This is a genomic window from Nesterenkonia flava (assembly GCF_031432335.1).
In the GTDB taxonomy this organism is placed as follows: Bacteria; Actinomycetota; Actinomycetes; order Actinomycetales; family Micrococcaceae; genus Nesterenkonia; species Nesterenkonia flava.
This window is the reverse complement of sequence record NZ_JAVKGT010000002.1, coordinates 110,580-127,719: the sequence shown is the minus strand read 5'-3', so window position 1 is coordinate 127,719 and position 17,140 is coordinate 110,580. Positions and strand designations below refer to the sequence as shown.

The following is a 17,140-nucleotide window of genomic DNA, read 5'->3' as shown; positions in this document are numbered from 1 at the left end:
GCACCAGATGTGTCTACATTGGGAACTGTCAGAACACTGACCGGAAGGCCCACAGCTTATGCCACGCAGCAGTTGGGGCCGGTTCGGCCCTTGGCTGGGTGTCCAGCAGCGGGCCAGCCGACCACCATCCGACTATCGATGCGGGGACACCACAGGTCCTGCAGCACAGTACGACGACGGCGAACTCGAGTTTGGGGAAGAATTCGAGTCCATGACCGCCTCGGACTGCTTTGCTGCGGGGCCTTTTGCGTTCCCGGTCTGGAGTAACCGTGGCCTCCCTCAACACTGTCTCTACCACCGCCGCTGACCTGGCGCCGGCTGCATCCGCTGCGCTGGAGAACGAAGTCACCAGTGCGGTGGGGCAGAAATCCTATGTGCTGGACACCTCCGTGCTGCTCTCCGATCCGAAGGCCATCCTGCGGTTCGCTGAGCATGAGGTCATCATTCCGATCGTGGTCATCTCCGAGCTGGAGAAGAAGCGTCACGACTCCGAACTGGGCTACTACGCCCGCTCCGCGCTACGGCTGCTGGATGAGCTGCGCACCAAGCATGGTGCGCTGAATCAGCCCATCGCGCTTAACGATGAGGGTGGGCACCTGTTGGTGGAGCTCAACCACATCGATCAGCAGGTGCTGCCGGCAGGTTTCCGTGGGCCGGAGAACGACGCGCGGATCCTCGCCGTGGCGAAGTCGTTCGCCGATGAGGGCCGCGCCGTCACCGTAGTCTCCAAGGACCTGCCCATGCGGGTGAAGGCCTCCGCTATGGGGCTCGACGCCGATGAGTACCGCAACGAGTGGGTCACCGACTCAGGCTGGACCGGCCTGGCGGAGATCTCCGCCACGGAAGATCAGGTCTCGGACCTCTACGAGGGTGAGCGGATTGAGATCGACGAGGCCCAAGACCTGCCCACCAACACGGGTCTGGTCATTCAGTCACCCCATGGTTCGGCCCTGGGGCGTGTGCGCATCGATGCCACCTCGAAGAAGTACGTGCAGGTCGTCCGTGGAGACCGGGAGATCTTCGGGCTGCACGGACGCTCCGCAGAGCAGCGCCTGGCCATCGACATGCTCATGGACCGGGAGATCGGGATCGTCTCTATGGGTGGCCGTGCGGGTACCGGTAAGTCCGCTCTGGCCCTGTGCGCAGGGCTCGAGGCTGTCTTGGAGCGCCATGAGCATAAGAAGATCATCGTCTTCCGGCCCCTCTACGCGGTGGGCGGCCAGGAGCTGGGCTACCTGCCGGGCAGCGAGCAGGAGAAGATGAACCCGTGGGGTCAGGCGGTCTACGACACGCTCGGGGCGCTGGTCAGTGAGAACGTGCTGGAGGAGATCATGGCCCGCGGCCTGCTGGAGGTGCTTCCGCTGACGCACATCCGCGGCCGTTCCCTCCACGATGCGTGGGTCATCGTTGACGAGGCTCAGTCGCTGGAGAAGAATGTGCTGCTCACCGTCATGAGTCGCATGGGGCAGAACTCCAAGATCGTGCTCACCCACGACGTCGCCCAGCGCGACAACCTGCGGGTGGGTCGTCATGACGGCATTGCCGCCGTCGTCGAGATCCTCAAGGGCAATCCGCTCTTCGGCCACGTAACTCTCTCACGCAGCGAGCGCAGCCGCATCGCCGCACTGGTCACGGAGCTGCTCGAGGAGAACTGATCTGACCGCGGCCGCCGCAGTGCCGGCGGCCGTAGGCAACAGCGGGGCGCGCGCTGGGAGAACCAGGACGCGCCCCGCTGTGTGTCTTCAGTGAATCAGGGCACTAGTCCGGCTGCCGCGGGCTTGAACCCCGCGCGAATGTTCTCGCAGCAGCCGGGCCGGCACACGTCGTACCACGGGCCCAGGTCGGTCATGTGCGGGCGCTCGGCGGCGGGAACTGCGTCGATGCGCTCTTGGATGAGGTCCACCAGCCCGGCGACGAACCGCGGATGCACCCCCGGGGTCGGGGTGCGCACGGCATGCAGTCCTGCTTCATCTGCCGCCTCCATGGCCTCCTCGTCCAGGTCCCAGAGCACCTCCATGTGATCGCTAAGGAAGCCCAGAGGTACGACGACGACGGCGCGTGCCCCCTGCCCGGGCAGCTCGGCGATGCGGTCGCAGACATCCGGCTCCAGCCAGGGCTGTGACGGCGGGCCTGAGCGCGACTGGTAGACGACCTCCCAGTCCGGCACGGTGCTGCCCTCGCCGGCGGGGGAGTCCTGGAGCTGGATCTGCTCCATGATGCGAGAGGCCACCGCCTCATGCTGCGCCGCATAGGCTCCGCCGGGACCGAAGTCCCGATCCCGGGGGCCGGAGCGGACGGCGTCGTCGGTCGGGATGCTGTGGGTGCAGAACAGCACGGACGTCTCACCGGAATCAAAGCCCTGCTCGCGCAGCTCACGCAGGGCGGTGCCGACGGTCTCGACGAAGGGTTCCACAAAGCCCGGATGGTCAAAATACTGGCGCCCCTTGTCAATGGTGACGCTGCCGGCTAGTCCTGTGTTCAGCAGGGCGCGGGCAAAGTCCTCGCGATACTGGCGGCAGCTGGAGTACGAGCTGTAGGCGCTGGTGGCCAAGCCCAGCAGCCGAGTGTGTCCGTTGGCGTGAGCCTCACGCACGGCATCCTCCACGTAGGGAGCCCAGTTGCGGTTGCCCCAGTAGACCGGCAGGGTGATCCCGCGGCGGCGAAGCTCGGTCTCCAGGGCCGCCTTCAGTTCCCGGTTGTGCTCGTTGATCGGGCTGACTCCGCCGAAGTGCCGGTAGTGGTGGGCCACCTCTTCGAGGCGCTCATCCGGGATTCCCCGTCCTGCGGTGACGTTGCGCAGGAAAGGGATGACGTCTTCCTGGCCTTCGGGACCCCCGAAGCCAGCCAGCAGCAGGCCGTCATAGGACTCGGGCTCCTGTACGTAGGGGGTGCCGCACGCGGAGACGGGTCCTGCGTGGGGAACGGTCCCTGAAGGATCGTGCTGGGTAGTCATGAGGGTGCATCTCCTGAGGGTCAGACGGGGCAGCAATCGCGACGGTCATTTAGTTAGCCCATCGAATAGTTAGCCTACCGCACTACTCGAGGAGTGCACCTCGCCCTCGGAAATCTGGCGTTATCACGCCGTGTACCCGAACTGTTCAGGCAGAACGGGCGGCTCGTGCCGCCCGCGCCTCTTTGGTGAAGAAGAACGCGACGGCGATGCCTGCGATCGCTCCGGCGAGGTGCCCGCTCCAGGAGACTCCGGGGGTCACCGGCAGCATGCCCACGAGCATGGAGAGCCCGTAGAAGAACGCCACGAAGATCGCGAAGATAATGGCCAAGAAGCGCCGAGCCAGGAACCCGTAGGTCACCAGGAATGCCGCGAAGCCGTAGATCACCGTGGAGGCGCCGATGTGGTTGACCACGCAGCCCTGCCCGGCAGGAGCGTGGCAGACCCAGGGGGTGCCGATGAGCCACAGCACCGCACCGGAGAGCAGCCACAGCATCACCATGATCTGCGTGAACTTCCGTGTCAGCAGAGACGTCATACCGCCCAGCACCAGCCAGGACATTGTGTTGCCGATCAGGTGCCCGAACCCGCCGTGGAGAAGCGGCATGAAGATAATGCCGATCAGTCCGGTGAGGCTGCGGGACTCCAGCGCGAGGCTGCGGTTGAACCAGTTGCCCAGAATCAGGCTGAGGAAGAACATCAGCCACATGGCGGCCAATGGCAGCACCACGGGCAGGAATGTGCGGGCGAACGCCTCTTTGAAATCCCGGCCGATCGCGCCCATGGAGTCGCCGCCGTCGTCGTACTGCTGCGAGGATGCCATGCCCCTAAGCCTAGTAGCGCAGGCGCGGGACGACGCCGTCAGGGCCCCTGAGTGCCCCCGGATTCAGCCCTGAAATCTCCCTGAGCTCAGACACGCTGGGGAGACCTGCTTCACAGTGGCGTCATCCGTGTGGAGCTTCATAGGATGAACCCATGACAGAGAACTCTGCATCCGAGACCGAATATCGAATTGAGCGCGACACCATGGGTGAGGTGAAGGTGCCCGCCCACGCGCTGTACCGCGCACAGACTCAGCGCGCCGTGGAGAACTTCCCGATCTCCGGCCGCACCCTGGAGCGGGCCCACATTGAGGCGCTCGCCCGTGTAAAGAAGGCCGCGGCCAAGGCCAATGTGGAGCTCGGCGTGCTCGACGCGGACCTGGGCGATGCCATCGTGGTCGCCGCCGAGCAGGTCGAGGGCGGGGAGCTGGATGAGCACTTCCCCGTGGACGTGTTCCAGACCGGCTCCGGAACCTCCTCGAACATGAACACCAACGAGGTGCTGGCCACCCTGGCCAACCGCTACCTCAAGGAGAAGGGCTCGGACAAGGAAGTCCACCCCAATGACCACGTCAACGCCTCGCAGTCCTCCAACGACGTGTTCCCCACCTCCGTGCATGTGGCGGCCACCTCGGCGCTGATCAACGACCTTAAGCCGGCCCTGGCCTACCTGGCCGAGGCCCTGGAGGAGAAGGCCGGCGAGTTCGCCAGCGTGGTGAAGTCCGGCCGCACGCACCTGATGGACGCCACCCCGGTGACCCTGGGCCAGGAGTTCTCCGGCTACGCCGCGCAGGTGCGCTACGGCATCGAGCGGATCGACTCCTCCCTGCCGCGCGTGGCGGAGGTGCCCCTGGGCGGCACCGCGGTGGGCACCGGCATCAACACCCCGCTGGGCTTCGCGGAGAAGGCGATCGCCAACCTGGCGGAGGACACCGGCCTGCCGCTGACTGAGGCTCGTGACCACTTCGAGGCACAGGCCAACCGCGACGGTCTCATCGAGGCCTCCGGTCAGCTGCGCAACATCGCCTACTCCCTGATGAAGATCAACAACGACCTGCGCTGGATGGGCTCGGGCCCGAACACTGGCCTGGGCGAGATCGCCATCCCCGACCTGCAGCCCGGCTCCTCGATCATGCCCGGCAAGGTCAACCCGGTGATCTGCGAGTCCGCCATCCAGGTCTGCGCCCAGGTGATCGGCAACGACACCACCGTGGCGCTGTCCTCCACCAACGGCGCCTTTGAGCTCAACGTGGGCATCCCCGTCATGGCGGCGAACCTGCTGGAGTCCATCCGACTGCTGAAGAACACCAGCTACGTGATGGCCGACAAGATGATCAAGGGCCTGACCGCCAACGAGGAGCGCGCGGCGTTCCTGGCCGGCGCGTCCCCCTCCGTGGTGACCCCGCTGAACAAGCACATCGGCTACGAAGCCGCGGCCGAGATCGCCAAGCACGCCGTGAAGAACAAGCTCACCGTGCGCGACGCCGTCGTCGAACTCGGCTACCTCGAACGTGGCGAACTCACCGAAGAGCAGCTGGACTCCGCTCTCGACGTGATGAAGATGACCCAGCCCGGCTGATCAGCCGACACCCAACGCGGCGTCAGCCGCCCGGAGCCCCCGTCAGGAACTGAACCTGGCGGGGGCTCCGGCGTCCAGCGCCCAGTCCACGACGCGCTTCTGGTCCGCGCTCATAGGCTCGGGCAGCGCAGCCACGCTGAACCAGCCGGCATCCACGGACTCGTCATCGGCCGGATGGGGGTCCCCGGAGACGTACTCCATCTCCAGCACGGTGTCCAAGTACCGGCAGGAGTCGCCGTTGGAGTACTCCACGCGATGGGTCGCAAAGACGCCCGCCACGCGCACAGGCCGGGCGATCACACCGGTCTCCTCCTGGATCTCCCGCACGGCACCGGACGCCGGCTGCTCACCCGGCTCCAGGATGCCGGCGGTCACCGTCCAGGCTCCGTTGTCGCTGCGCTTGACCAGCAGCACCTCAGGACTGGGGAGGCGCCTGCCGGCGTCGTCGTGCCTGCGCACCACCACGCCGCGCACGGCGGGCAGCCACAGCTCTTTAGTGCCGACATCTTTGCGCAGATCAAGAATGAACTCGGGAATCGCCATGGCACTACCCTACGGGGCGGGGTTCCGGGTGCTCCTCAGGGCAGCGGGGAAGGAGGACCCTGCGTACACGGGGGGCCCAGGCCCAAGCACCGAACCTCCCCGGCGTCGACCTGCGAGGCGGGGGAGAAGATCAGCGCCAAGGCGGTCCCGGCCAGCAGGAACGGCCCGAACGGCACCCGTGTGGCACGGCTGGCCCGGCGCGCGAGCACCAGGCCCAGGCAGACCAGACCGCCCAGAAGAAAGGAGACGACGACGGCGGCGGCAAGGGTCTCCCACCCCAGGTAGGCGGCATACATCCCCAGGACGACCACCAGCTTCACGTCTCCCATCCCGAGGGAGGGCGGATGCACCAGACGAATGAGCAGAAATGCTGCGCCCCACGCCAGGCCGCCGAGCAGCGCGCGGACCAGTGAGGAGCCCTCGCCCAGCAGGAAACTCACCAGCACGAGGATGACCGCGGTGATCCCCGCCCACGGATAGAGGATGCGGTTGGGCAGGCGATGCTCCCGCAGGTCGATGAACCCCAGGCTGACGGCGCAGACCGCGAAGACTCCTCCGCCGGCAAGCAGCAGCAGGCCCGCCACAACGTGAGCAGCGGAGCCAGAGGTCAGAAGATCGCCGAACAGGTGGATCACAGCGTCAAGACTATGAACTCCGCCGCCGCTGCGGAAGAGGCCGCCGAGCACTGTGGAGAGTGCCGCCGCGGTGGACCGCCGGCTGTGCCCAACCGCACAGCCATAGGCCCTAGCGCCCACAGGCGGAGGTTTCCTACGGTGAAGGTATGGCCACCGACACACCGCAGACCGAGCCCAGCGCTGAGAACCCGATCAACTTCCACACCCGTAAATGGGTCAAGCCCGAGGACCTCAACGCCAACGGGACCCTCTTTGGCGGCAGCCTCCTGCGCTGGATCGACGAGGAGGCCGCCATCTACGCGATCCTGCAGCTGGGCAACCACCGCGTGGTCACCAAGTTCATCTCGGAGATCAGCTTCGAAGCCTCAGCCCAGCAGGGTGACCTCATCGAGATGGGACTCACCGCCACGCATTTCGGGCGCACTTCACTGACGATGCGCTGCGTAGTGCGGAACATGATCACCCGCAGGACGATCCTCACCATTGAGAAGCTGGTGTTCGTCAACATCGGCGAGGACGGCCTGCCGGCGCCCCACGGCTACACGGAAATCACCTATAACCGGGACCGTATGCCAACTGAGCATCCGTCCACCGGCACGGTTCCGGCCGTCGAGCCCCACGGAAGGGACTAGTTCTCGAGCTCCCCGAGTGTGGTGACCACGTCAGCCCGGCCTTCGGCCAGGCGGTAGGTGACGCCCACAATGGCGGTCCGCCCCTCGGTGACGGCGTCGTGCAGCACCCGGGAGCGGCCGGTCATGCGCTGCACGGTCTGCTTCACGTGCTCCTCCACGGTCTCGTTGACGCTGGAGGCCCCGGCCTGGCGGGCGGCCACAACGGACGGGGAGATGCGCTCCACGAGGTCGCGCACGTAGCCGCCGGGGTAGGTGCCGGTGTCCGCGGCATTGATGGTCGCTGAGACGGCGCCGCAGGAGTCGTGGCCGAGCACCATGATCAGCGGGACATTGAGCTGGTCCACGCTGAACTCCAGGGAGCCCATGACAGCGTCGTCGATCACCTGTCCTGCGGTGCGGACCACGAAGACATCGCCGAGGCCGACGTCGAAGATGATCTCCGCGGCCAGGCGGGAGTCCGAGCAGCCGAAGATCACGGCCATCGGATGCTGGGATTCAGTGAGGGATGATCTGCGCGCGGCATTCTGGTTGGGGTGGCGCAGCTCGCCGTTGACGAAGCGCTCGTTCCCCTCCTTCAGCAGCTTCCAGGCCTCGGCCGGGGTCGGCTGCTGTGCGGCTTCTGCCTGCTGGGCGGTCTCGGACATCTACTCGCTCACCTCCACGCCGATGGCCTCCACAATGGCCTCGACGGCTGTCTCGAATTCCTCGGTTCCGGCGTCCCCGCCGATGATGATGGTGGTCCCGTCCACGGTGTTGTCCTCCCCGTCGAGCACGTAGTAGAGGCGGTCGCCCTCCTCGCGCGTCTCAAAGGTGAAGCCCTCCACGGTGGCGGTGCCGGTGACCCGGGCCTGGCGAGTCTCCTCGTTGACCCACGCCGGATTGGGTTCATCGGTCTGGGCGAAGCCCACAAAGCTCACGGCCTCGGTGGTGTACCCGACCTCCCAGACGTCCACGCCGTGCTCGGCGCGGGTCTCCCAGCGGGCGTAGTTGGCGGACCACTCGTCGGGGACCTGCGGTGCGATCGGCGCGTACTCGGTCACGCTGGCGGCCCAGTCGGCGGCTTCGGCGACGTCCTCATCGCGGGAGTAGGTGATGTCGGGCTCCGGGTTGAGCATCCACAGCCCGGCGAGCACCAGGGAGAGCACGCCCATGGTGATGATCATGCCGATCATGGGGGTCGTCAGGCGCTTGACCTGGGACTGGGTCAGCTGGGGGGTGGGGGCGCCGTCGTCGTCGCGGGGCTCTTCGCGCGGCTGGTCGTCCTCCAAGTGGCGCCACAGGCCGGCCTCGTCCTCCTCGCGCGGAGGCAGCTGTGCCTGCGGATGGCGGGATGCGTCGGGGTGGTCTCGGTCAGTCACGGGCCCCATTCTCTCATCCGGGACGAGCGGCGCACTGCGGTTCGGCCTTGTTAGCTCCCGTCGGGGCCGCGGGCGCCCTCCGGGGCAGCCACCCGGGCCGGCCCTCCGGGGCAGCCACCCGGGCCGGCGCTCCGGAGGAATTCCGCCCTTGACTGCGAAAGTGTCGGATATACCGCGTCCCTACCCGCCCCACGAGCGAAAACGCACCGCTAATCCGAGAGAAAACCGTAGGGCGGATCCCGGCTGTGGAGAACTACAGCGGGAGCCGGACAAAACCACGAGACTGAGCCCATGACTCGTCCCCGCCAGCTGCCTCCCCACCTCGCCGCGCGCGGGTTCACCATGGCACAGCTCCGAAGCGCCGGGGAGTCCCCGGACCGAGCCACACGTCGCGACGTGGTGCGCGTGGGCTCAGGAGTCTATCTGGCGCGGCATGTGGCCGAGACCCTCGACGACGACGGCGTGTATCGACTGCAGGCCGTAGCGGTGGCTCTTGACGCCGCGGGCGCGCGGCTTTCCCACGTGACCGCGGCACGTCTGTGGGGCTTCCCTCTGCCCGGAGCGCTGCGGAGGGATCCAAGGGTGCACCTCTCCTACGGCAAGCAGACGCGGACCGTCATGCAGCGTTCCGGTGTGGTCTCACACAGACTCAGCTGGGCGGGGGCGGGCGCTGTGACTCGAGATGGAGCGCTAGTCTCCCGTCCTGAGGAAGTCTTTGCTGAGCTGGCCGCTCTGCTCTCGGTGGAGGCTCTGGTGGTGTTGGGGGATCACTTGGTGCGCGTGCCCTATGGGTGGGCCGAGGGGCGGGCACAGCCGCATATCGCGCTTCCCGCGCTGCGCGACTTTGTGGCCTCGCGGCATTTTCGCGGCAAACGCAGGGCCCTGAGGGCCCTGGCCGCGGTGCGCATCGGCTCGGACTCCGCCAAGGAGACTCGCTTCCGCCTCGCGGTGGTGCGGGCCGGGCTGCCTGAACCGCAGCTGCAGGTCCCGCTGAATCCGGCGGACCCGCGCTCGCGAAAGGCCGACGCCGGCTACCCGGGCTCAAAGATCGCGCTGCAGTATGACGGCTCCTCACACTTCACCCCGGAGGGGGCCCGCCGCGACCAGAGGCGAGACAACGAGTTTGCCGCCGCCGGATGGAGGGTGCTGCGGGTCAATGTGGAGGATGACCGTGAGGACTTCCGGACGGCAATCAGTCACCTCGGCGCCATGCTCGCGGCAGGCGGCGTGGAGTAGGTCAGCGCAGGGAGTGTCGGATTCCCCGCGCCTTCTGTCGGCTGGACGAGATAAAGACGCACCGTATCCGACACAATTCGTCCCCGGCGCCCACTGGCAGGCCCGGAACGCGCGACGACGACGCATTCAGTGTGCTCCAAGCGCGCTGTCGATATGCTGGAGGTCGAGCCCAACAGTGCCGTTGGGTCACCGCCGAGATACCGAAGGTGCACATGAACGACGTAGACCAGGTTCAGCAGGACGATCAGGACTTCGCCCACCTCTCCCCGCGCCTGGCAGTCGGCGACTCCGAGCCAGACCGCAACCTCGCCCTTGAGCTGGTGCGCGTCACCGAGGCCGCTGCCATCGCCGGCGGTGCGTGGGTCGGCAAGGGTGACAAGAATGGCGCCGACGGTGCCGCAGTGGACGCCATGCGATCCCTGCTGGACACGGTGAACCTCAACGGCGTCGTCGTCATCGGTGAGGGGGAGAAGGACGAAGCCCCCATGCTCTTCAACGGTGAGCGCGTCGGCAACGGATCCGGTCCCGAGGCGGATGTGGCGGTGGATCCCATCGACGGCACCCGTCTGACCGCCCTGGGCTATGACAACGCGCTCTCGGTGCTCGCGGTGGCTGAGCGCGGTTCCATGCTGGACCCCTCGGCGGTGTTCTACATGGACAAGCTCGTCACCGGACCTGAGGCCGCCGACATGGTGGACCTTCGCCTGCCGGTGAAGCAGAATCTGCACCTCATCGCCAAGGCCACGGGCAAGACCATCGACCAGCTCAACGTGTGTGTGCTGGACCGTCCCCGCCACTCCAAACTGGTGGAGGAGATCCGCGAGGCCGGCGCCCGCACCCGTTTCATCATGGACGGCGATGTGGCCGGCGCCATCGCCGCCGCCCGTCAGGGCACCGGAGTGGATGTGCTCATGGGCACCGGTGGAACTCCCGAGGGCATTGTCACCGCATGCGCCATCCGCGCCATCGGCGGCGTGATCCAGGGCCGTCTGGCGCCCAAGGATGATGAGGAACGCCAGAAAGCGATCGACGCCGGGCACGACGTCGACACGATCCTCACCACCGAGGAACTCGTCACCAGCGACAACTGCTACTTTGCCGCCACCGGGATCACCGATGGCGACCTGCTGCGCGGAGTCCGGTACCAGGGCGACCGGGTCACCACGCAGTCGATCGTGATGCGTTCGAAGTCCGGTACCGTGCGCATCGTGGAGGCCGAGCACCGCCACCGCAAGTGGCAGTCCTACACCCGGTAGGCAGGGTCGGCTCATCTGGGCCTTCCCAGCGGACCGCGCGACCTCCCGATGAGCGCTTCCACAGGGACAAGCGCCTGAGCGTCACGGTAGCTGACTGTGTGGCCAATCTGCCCGTGCCAACGTCACCATGCCGGGGCCAGCGGCAATGAGGTCCGAGGAGATACGTGCCGGAGGTCGTGGGGTGGTAGTTACCGACTTTGACGCTGCCGAGAGCAAATGGGCATCCTTCTGCATCTATGTGAGACGGAGCGAGGGTTTCCATGGACTCAAGGAACGGCGGGGCGTCAGTTTTCCAACCACCTGACGATGTCCTCGAGTTGGGTGCGGAGATGGTTCCATGAGCGGTTGAGGTCGAGCGTGATGGCTCCAATCCGGCTGCCCTGAATCACGACGTCCAAGTTCGGCTGTTCTGGTGCCCCGGTTTGCGCGTAGAGCAAGAGGCCCCTGACTGAACCATCGCGGTTCACATCGGCGTTCTTCGTGTACGTCAGTATCTGATAAAGGTTGGCCGAGTGGACGGTTTTCTTGCCTGACCTTCCGGTCTGCAGGGAATGGCTGTAGTACTTCGCGTCGATGATGAGGGTGCGATGTCCATTCCGGAGCGTGATGTCAGTGCGCATCGCAGGGAGATGTTCGGCGCCGTAGGCGGTGGCCGAGTCGTAGTCCCAGAGAACGGGAGATGCTCTGGGGGTGAGTTCAGGGTGGTGACGGCTGTAGTACTCGCGCAGGAATCTTTCATAGAGGTCGCTCATTGCGTCATCTGAAATCCACGAGGTGAGCTTGGCATCTCCGGAGTCCTGTGTGGGTAAGAGTCCGTGGACGACCAGTTCACAGACTCCGAGCAGCAGTCGGTACGTGGCGTTGGCGCGGTGATACGTGAGTTTCTTCCAACGAATTGAGGACGGAGCGACTAATCTCACCGCCTCCAAGTACGGCAGCAGCCGGCGGAGCGCGTCCCTTCGCGTTGGGTCTACCTCGCCGTGGCGGATAAGGAGAACAATGACCGACTTCAGCGCCTGATTGTGAGGTGTGTCGGCCTGGTACTCATCGAATTCGCAGACGAGCCTCCCACGGACGGTCGAGCGGGTTGCGATGCTGCCAGTGACATTGATGCGCCCGCGGACTGTGGCGAGTTCGTCGCTGCGTTGAAGGTAGTCGTGGTGAAGCCCACGCTTGACCTGTGCCCCGACACCAAGCAGGAGGATTTCCGCGAGCAGGTCGTGAAGGTGCTCGAAGCGCTCCGAAGCGATGCGGTCATGGCTGTCACTGCGTATCGCCCTGAACGCGTAGGCCATCATCACATACACATTGCGGATGGGGATGGACAGCGAAGTCATGCGACGGCGGCTCGGAGCTTCTCTGCCCATTCCTCGGCCTTGGCCGGTTCGTCGAACCAGTATTCATCGAGCAGGGGAATGAGCTCGTCTTCGACGACGGAGGTCAACCAGATATCTTCTTCATCCCCAGGAGGGCTAGAGAGATAGCTGTGCCCGATGGCGAAACCCTGCCCAAGCGCTGGGTCCTTGGCAATCGTCTCGTTGAGGTTGATGACTACCTCAACGAGACGATCTAGTATGGGACTCCCAGCATCTTGCTGCCATTGGGCGAACCCGGATGAGTCAAAGCCGGGGGCCATCTCGAAGAACCCAAAACGTCGACGCAGCGCATAGTCAAGTACTGCCAGACTGCGGTCCGCGGTGTTCATCATGCCAATGATGTGAACGTTGGCAGGGACAGAGAAGTCCTCGTTCTTATAGAGGAGGCGCAACGCTTGTTCGCGTTTCCCGGCTTCGATGAGCATGAGTAATTCACCGAAGATTTTTGAGATATTGCCGCGGTTAATCTCGTCGATAATGAAGAAGTACGGCCGGTCATCGTCGTCAGCGCGGGCCGCTTCGCAGAAGCGATAGAACGGTCCCTCAGCAAGGGTGAAACCGCCCGCTTCGGTGGGCCGGTATCCCATCATGAAGTCTTCGTAGGAGTAGCTCTGATGGAACTGGACCATCTGGACCCGACTTGGGTCTTTGACACCCATGATGGAGTAGGCCAAACGCTTAGCGGCAAAAGTCTTCCCCACACCGGGCGGTCCAGCGAGGATAACGTTTTTCTTGCGGGCCAGCAGGGAGCGCAGTCGTTCGTAGCGCTCCTCAGACAGGTAAACCTCCTTGAGAAAGGCCGCTCGGTCGTAGGTCGGAAGCGGCGTTGCCTGGAGAGGTAGCTCTAGCTCGACCTCGCCTGCAACCAGCTCCTCAAGCTGCGCGACGTAGTCGTGATAGGCCGTGATATTGGTGAGCGTCTTGGTCGCGGCGTCCCCCGGGTGCTCCCACGTCCCCGTGTGCGTCCACTTCACTGACCGGATGTGCCGGAATGACGCACGATCTGGCTCGAATCGAGCATCGGAGGTGACCTCCCCTCGCCCGACGATCTCTCTCCGACCGCGTTTAGCGTAGACAATGTCGCCCACCGCGACCTCATTCTGGAACTGCCACAACGCAAGAACCGCGTTCTTCATCGACCCGCCGGTCCCGTCGACATCGAGAGCCTGCCGTATGGCCTTCCGACTCGGATACGTTGCAAGGTCATCGAGCTGGTCCCATCCGATCGCCATGACTCCGCTGGCGGAGAACTCCTCCCATTCTGAGGCTTGCGAGCCTGGGGAGTAGAGCCAGTAGTGCCGGGGGCGTGGTTCAGGCACTTGTGCAGTCTCAACAACTGTGGAGGCCGACTCGGGCTCAGTCGAGCCCCAAAGTTCCGCAATTCCGGGAGACCAGAAATTGAACGGCCCTTCGATTTCCGGAGCCAATGCTGCACGGATCGCGAACAGATCGCGGTCTATCGCGTCAGGGGTGTTGCCAGTCCCACCCCGGATGCGGTCCGCAAGACTGTCGCGGATCTGGGTCTTCATCTTCGACGAGGAGATCGGTTCGAACGCGTATGGGCGGGCCAGGAACTGTATCGCGTTACGGATGTCAGAGCGGTCGTCCCCCGAAGCGAGCATCACGCGTTGTAACTCCCACGGGTCGGTGCGCGCTGCCTCACGCTCGACCTCCGGCAGATCATTCCAGTACTGGACGAATGTCGATGCCCAGATGAGGTGTCGCCACATCGCGCCGTTGTACCATGCCCCTGGTTCAAAACCAGCAGTCCCGGTCGGACGAGCCAACCATGCTGACATCGACTCGGGGATCTCCAAAGGAGAGTCAGAATGAGCGAGAACCCGGTTGACATGCTCCAACCGAGTTTCAGGGCGGGCTGACCGCACCGGATGCTCTCGCAAGAAGACAAGTTCGGCGGCAAGGAGCACCACCTCCCGGGAAGCCCCCTCGAGTTGAAGGTCGAGCTTTTCCCACTGGTTATGCCCGTGCCGACGATGGGGTTGCCGCCGACTCTGGCTTGCAGATCCGCAGCCGCTTCCGCGGTCCAAATCGTCGCCTCAGGATCGATCACGGATCTGCCATCGCCGAGCATATGCGTAATGACCTCGCCAACCTCCTGGGCGATCGCCGTGTCAGCGGGTGGCCTAGACGCTTTGGTCGTTTCGTCTGAGTCATTGTTGAGGCGCGAGCTCGTCATAGCTACATTCTGCCCGTTGGTCTTCCGTAAGCTCGTGAACTCGAAGAATCTTGTCGACCGTCACCTAATCGACGGGACTTCCCCTCCTTCAAGGGGAAGCCTTAAGGGTCAGGCGACTTCCGCTGTGTGAGTGATCACCAGCGGGGAACTCTTGGACTACGAAAGTTGAGCCCGTGGCGGCCTGGCCGATAGGTTGCCCGTGATGGCGCAGACGCATGATGACACCGACCCCGCAGCGGGGAGAACGCCCCCGCGGTGGGTTCGGCGCTTTTACGGGGAGAGAACCAGCTTTGGGCACATCCTCTTCATCAGCATCTGCTTCAGCGTGGTAGGCATTGCCGGTATCTACCTGGCGCTGAGCGCCACCAACCTGGTGGGGCAGGTCTTCGCGATCCTGCAGTCAGCGATGCTGGCCTTTGCTGTCTTCAGTTTTATCGCCGCCGGCCACGTGAAGAAGGCCAGCTCACCGCGCTGAGGCCCCGCCCCTTCTTCCGCAGAACGCCGCGGTAGGCCGGGCCAATTGAGGGGCGCGCTCCTCACCCGCCGGTGTTGCGCATCGTTCCCAGGAGCCAACAGCGCGCATAATGGGGGACTGTGAGTGGAACCCAGAGCGCGCGCAGAACTGACGGCACAGCACCCAGGGTCGGTGTTCTCGGAGACGGGCAGCTTGCTCGCATGATGGCCCCAGCCGCCGTCGAGCTGGGAATCGACCTTCATCTACTGGCCGGCAGCCCCGCCGCCTCCGCCGCCCAGGTCATCCCCGCCACCACCATTGGGGACTACCGCAGCGTCTCCGATGTGCTTGCCTTCACCGAGGGGCTCGACGCCGTCACCTTCGACCACGAGCACGTTCCCTCCGAGGTGCTCACCGCGCTCGCCGACGCCGGCATCACCATGAACCCGGGCCCCGAAGCGCTGCTCTACGCCCAGGACAAGCTGGCCATGCGCCGCGCCGTGGCCGAGCTCGGCCTGCCCAACCCCCTGTGGACCGAAGTGCACAGCACGCAGGACCTCGTCAGCTTCGGAAACTCCGCCGGATGGCCCGTGGTCCTGAAGACCCCACGCGGCGGCTACGACGGCAAGGGCGTGATGATTATCGACGACGCCGCCACCGCCTCCTCCAGCGCAGAGGTCGCCGACTGGCTGACTCGCGCCGCTGAGCAGCAGACCGGCCTGCTCGCCGAACAGAAGGTCCCGTACACCCGCGAGCTCTCCGCGCAGGTCGCCCGCCGTCGCAGCGGCGAGATCGCCGCCTACCCCGTGGTCGAATCCACCCAGACCAACGGAGTGTGCGACGAGGTGATCGCACCGGCACCGCGCACCAGCCCCGCTCACCTGGCCGAGGCCGAACGGATTGCGCGCACCATCGCCGAAAAGCTCGGAGTCACGGGCATGCTCGCGGTCGAGCTCTTTGAGATCTCAGAGACCGCCGGGGCCGACGTGACCCCCGGCATCTACGTCAATGAGCTAGCCATGCGCCCCCACAACTCCGGGCACTGGACCATGGACGGCTCCGTGACCAGCCAGTTCGAACAGCACCTGCGTGCGGTCCTGAACCTCCCGCTGGGCTCCACCGCGGTCACCGGCGGCGCGGGGGGTTACGTGGTGATGAAGAACCTCCTCGGCGGGGCCAACCAGGATCTGCACTCCGCGGTGCCCGCCGCGATGCGCCGCTCTCCGCATTCGAAGATCCACCTCTACGGTAAGGAGCCGCGTCCTGGCCGGAAGATCGGCCACGTGAACATCCTCTCCCAGACCTCCCGGCCCCACGAGGACTTCGACGCCGCCCGCACCCGTCTGGAGCGCAGCCGCAAAGCCGCCGCCGAAACCGCCCGCATCATCGTGGAGGGCCCCGAGACCGGCAGCGCTCCCACCGACGCCACCAGCAAGGAGCCCACCGCGTGAGCACCCAGAACACCCTGGACCAGGGCCTCGAATCGCCCACCAGCCCGGCCGCCGGCAACCCGAGCGGCGGACCGCTGGTGGGGCTCGTGATGGGCTCCAACTCCGACTGGCCCACCATGAAGCTCGCCGCTGAGGCCCTCGAGGAGTTCGGGATCCCCTTTGAAGCCGATGTGGTCTCCGCTCACCGGATGGCCCAAGAGATGATCGACTACGGCAAACAGGCGCACACGCGCGGCCTGAAGGTCATCATCGCCGGTGCCGGGGGAGCGGCCCACCTGCCCGGCATGCTGGCCTCGGTGACCCCGCTTCCCGTCATCGGCGTGCCCGTGCCGCTGAAGCACCTCGACGGCATGGATTCCCTCCTGTCCATCGTGCAGATGCCCGCCGGGGTTCCGGTGGCCACCGTATCGGTGGGCGGTGCACGCAACGCCGGCCTGCTGGCCGCACGAATCCTCTCCACCGGCAGCGACGAGCTCGCCGCCGCCCTGCAGACCAAACTCGTGGACTTCCAGGCCGAGCTGGCGGCGTCGGCCCACGCCAAGGGCGAGGCTCTGCGTACTGAGGCAGCGCAGCTGAGTAGCTACCGTCCCGCACCTGCTCACGCGACCCCGGGCCGCACCTCGGCGGAACACGACGACGTCGCCTGAACCGC

Annotated in this window: 16 protein-coding genes; 8 read left to right on the top strand and 8 right to left on the bottom strand. The window is 65.5% G+C overall.

Annotation, left to right across the window (positions count from 1 at the left end):
* Positions 1–308 precede the first annotated feature (308 nt).
* Complete coding sequence (phoH2, locus tag RH857_RS01450) at positions 309–1,655, top strand: RNA 5'-3' helicase PhoH2 (protein ID WP_310536218.1); 1,347 nt, start codon at positions 309–311, stop codon at positions 1,653–1,655.
* Positions 1,656–1,750: 95 nt separating this feature from the next.
* On the opposite strand, the gene RH857_RS01445 is transcribed toward phoH2, so the two are convergent.
* A complete protein-coding gene (locus RH857_RS01445; protein ID WP_310536196.1) occupies positions 1,751–2,953 on the bottom strand; it encodes a ferrochelatase in 1,203 nt (400 codons plus the stop codon).
* Between the two features lie 145 nt (positions 2,954–3,098).
* Positions 3,099–3,773 carry a rhomboid family intramembrane serine protease gene (locus RH857_RS01440; RefSeq protein WP_310536195.1) on the bottom strand — a complete coding sequence of 225 codons (675 nt, stop codon included), beginning with the start codon at positions 3,771–3,773 and terminating at the stop codon, positions 3,099–3,101.
* A gap of 152 nt (positions 3,774–3,925) precedes the next feature.
* Here RH857_RS01440 and RH857_RS01435 point away from each other — a divergent pair, with 152 nt between their 5' ends.
* Positions 3,926–5,350 carry a class II fumarate hydratase gene (locus RH857_RS01435; RefSeq protein ID WP_310536194.1) on the top strand — a complete coding sequence of 475 codons (1,425 nt, stop codon included), beginning with the start codon at positions 3,926–3,928 and terminating at the stop codon, positions 5,348–5,350.
* A 42-nt stretch (positions 5,351–5,392) separates the two neighbouring features.
* Here RH857_RS01435 and RH857_RS01430 read toward each other — a convergent pair whose 3' ends face one another.
* Together RH857_RS01430 and RH857_RS01425 are read right to left on the bottom strand one after the other, a co-directional pair.
* Positions 5,393–5,893, bottom strand: a complete 501-nt coding sequence (locus tag RH857_RS01430; protein WP_310536193.1) for an NUDIX hydrolase — start codon at positions 5,891–5,893, stop codon at positions 5,393–5,395.
* A gap of 35 nt (positions 5,894–5,928) precedes the next feature.
* Complete coding sequence (locus RH857_RS01425; protein ID WP_310536192.1) at positions 5,929–6,528, bottom strand: prepilin peptidase; 600 nt, start codon at positions 6,526–6,528, stop codon at positions 5,929–5,931.
* A gap of 146 nt (positions 6,529–6,674) precedes the next feature.
* Here RH857_RS01425 and RH857_RS01420 point away from each other — a divergent pair, with 146 nt between their 5' ends.
* Positions 6,675–7,160 carry an acyl-CoA thioesterase gene (locus RH857_RS01420; protein ID WP_310536191.1) on the top strand — a complete coding sequence of 162 codons (486 nt, stop codon included), beginning with the start codon at positions 6,675–6,677 and terminating at the stop codon, positions 7,158–7,160.
* On the opposite strand, the gene RH857_RS01415 is transcribed toward RH857_RS01420, so the two are convergent.
* Together RH857_RS01415 and RH857_RS01410 are read right to left on the bottom strand one after the other, a co-directional pair.
* A complete protein-coding gene (locus RH857_RS01415; RefSeq protein WP_310536190.1) occupies positions 7,157–7,804 on the bottom strand; it encodes a carbonic anhydrase in 648 nt (215 codons plus the stop codon). The genes RH857_RS01420 and RH857_RS01415 overlap by 4 nt on opposite strands.
* Positions 7,805–8,518, bottom strand: coding sequence for a DUF4245 domain-containing protein (locus RH857_RS01410; RefSeq protein WP_310536189.1), 714 nt, complete (start codon positions 8,516–8,518; stop codon positions 7,805–7,807). It lies immediately after the preceding gene.
* A 291-nt stretch (positions 8,519–8,809) separates the two neighbouring features.
* Between RH857_RS01410 and RH857_RS01405 the strand changes: the two genes are divergently transcribed.
* Positions 8,810–9,754 (top strand): putative endonuclease domain-containing protein, encoded by a 945-nt coding sequence (locus RH857_RS01405; RefSeq protein WP_310536188.1) that lies wholly within the window; start codon positions 8,810–8,812, stop codon positions 9,752–9,754.
* A 212-nt stretch (positions 9,755–9,966) separates the two neighbouring features.
* Positions 9,967–11,010, top strand: a complete 1,044-nt coding sequence (gene glpX / locus RH857_RS01400) for a class II fructose-bisphosphatase (RefSeq protein WP_310536187.1) — start codon at positions 9,967–9,969, stop codon at positions 11,008–11,010.
* A 284-nt stretch (positions 11,011–11,294) separates the two neighbouring features.
* Here the strand turns inward: glpX and mcrC are convergent, their stop codons facing one another.
* Positions 11,295–12,347 (bottom strand): 5-methylcytosine-specific restriction endonuclease system specificity protein McrC, encoded by a 1,053-nt coding sequence (mcrC, locus tag RH857_RS01395; RefSeq protein WP_310536186.1) that lies wholly within the window; start codon positions 12,345–12,347, stop codon positions 11,295–11,297.
* Positions 12,344–14,116 (bottom strand): AAA family ATPase, encoded by a 1,773-nt coding sequence (locus RH857_RS01390; RefSeq protein WP_310536185.1) that lies wholly within the window; start codon positions 14,114–14,116, stop codon positions 12,344–12,346. The genes mcrC and RH857_RS01390 overlap by 4 nt, the downstream gene beginning before the upstream one ends.
* Before the next feature lie 669 nt (positions 14,117–14,785).
* On the opposite strand from RH857_RS01390, the gene RH857_RS01385 reads away from it, so the two are divergent.
* The 3 genes from RH857_RS01385 (at position 14,786) to purE (ending at position 17,135) form a co-directional block, all read left to right on the top strand.
* Entirely contained in the window at positions 14,786–15,058 is a 273-nt protein-coding gene (locus tag RH857_RS01385) for a hypothetical protein (RefSeq protein WP_310536184.1), read from the top strand.
* Between the two features lie 119 nt (positions 15,059–15,177).
* Positions 15,178–16,488 carry a 5-(carboxyamino)imidazole ribonucleotide synthase gene (locus tag RH857_RS01380; RefSeq protein WP_310536183.1) on the top strand — a complete coding sequence of 437 codons (1,311 nt, stop codon included), beginning with the start codon at positions 15,178–15,180 and terminating at the stop codon, positions 16,486–16,488.
* 89 nt (positions 16,489–16,577) lie between these two features.
* Positions 16,578–17,135, top strand: coding sequence for a 5-(carboxyamino)imidazole ribonucleotide mutase (gene purE, locus RH857_RS01375; RefSeq protein WP_310536217.1), 558 nt, complete (start codon positions 16,578–16,580; stop codon positions 17,133–17,135).
* Positions 17,136–17,140: the final 5 nt, after the last annotated feature.

Excerpts from the sequence above, each read along its gene's own strand:
- RH857_RS01445 (WP_310536196.1), bottom strand. The coding sequence starts at position 2,953 with ATGACTACCCAGCACGATCCTTCAGGGACCGTTCCCCACGCAGGACCC.
- RH857_RS01440 (WP_310536195.1), bottom strand. The coding sequence starts at position 3,773 with ATGGCATCCTCGCAGCAGTACGACGACGGCGGCGACTCCATGGGCGCG.
- RH857_RS01435 (WP_310536194.1), top strand. The coding sequence starts at position 3,926 with ATGACAGAGAACTCTGCATCCGAGACCGAATATCGAATTGAGCGCGAC.
- RH857_RS01430 (WP_310536193.1), bottom strand. The coding sequence starts at position 5,893 with ATGGCGATTCCCGAGTTCATTCTTGATCTGCGCAAAGATGTCGGCACT.
- RH857_RS01420 (WP_310536191.1), top strand. The coding sequence starts at position 6,675 with ATGGCCACCGACACACCGCAGACCGAGCCCAGCGCTGAGAACCCGATC.
- RH857_RS01415 (WP_310536190.1), bottom strand. The coding sequence starts at position 7,804 with ATGTCCGAGACCGCCCAGCAGGCAGAAGCCGCACAGCAGCCGACCCCG.
- RH857_RS01405 (WP_310536188.1), top strand. The coding sequence starts at position 8,810 with ATGACTCGTCCCCGCCAGCTGCCTCCCCACCTCGCCGCGCGCGGGTTC.
- glpX (WP_310536187.1), top strand. The coding sequence starts at position 9,967 with ATGAACGACGTAGACCAGGTTCAGCAGGACGATCAGGACTTCGCCCAC.
- mcrC (WP_310536186.1), bottom strand. The coding sequence starts at position 12,347 with ATGACTTCGCTGTCCATCCCCATCCGCAATGTGTATGTGATGATGGCC.
- RH857_RS01390 (WP_310536185.1), bottom strand. The coding sequence starts at position 14,116 with ATGTGGCGACACCTCATCTGGGCATCGACATTCGTCCAGTACTGGAAT.
- RH857_RS01385 (WP_310536184.1), top strand. The coding sequence starts at position 14,786 with ATGGCGCAGACGCATGATGACACCGACCCCGCAGCGGGGAGAACGCCC.
- purE (WP_310536217.1), top strand. The coding sequence starts at position 16,578 with ATGGGCTCCAACTCCGACTGGCCCACCATGAAGCTCGCCGCTGAGGCC.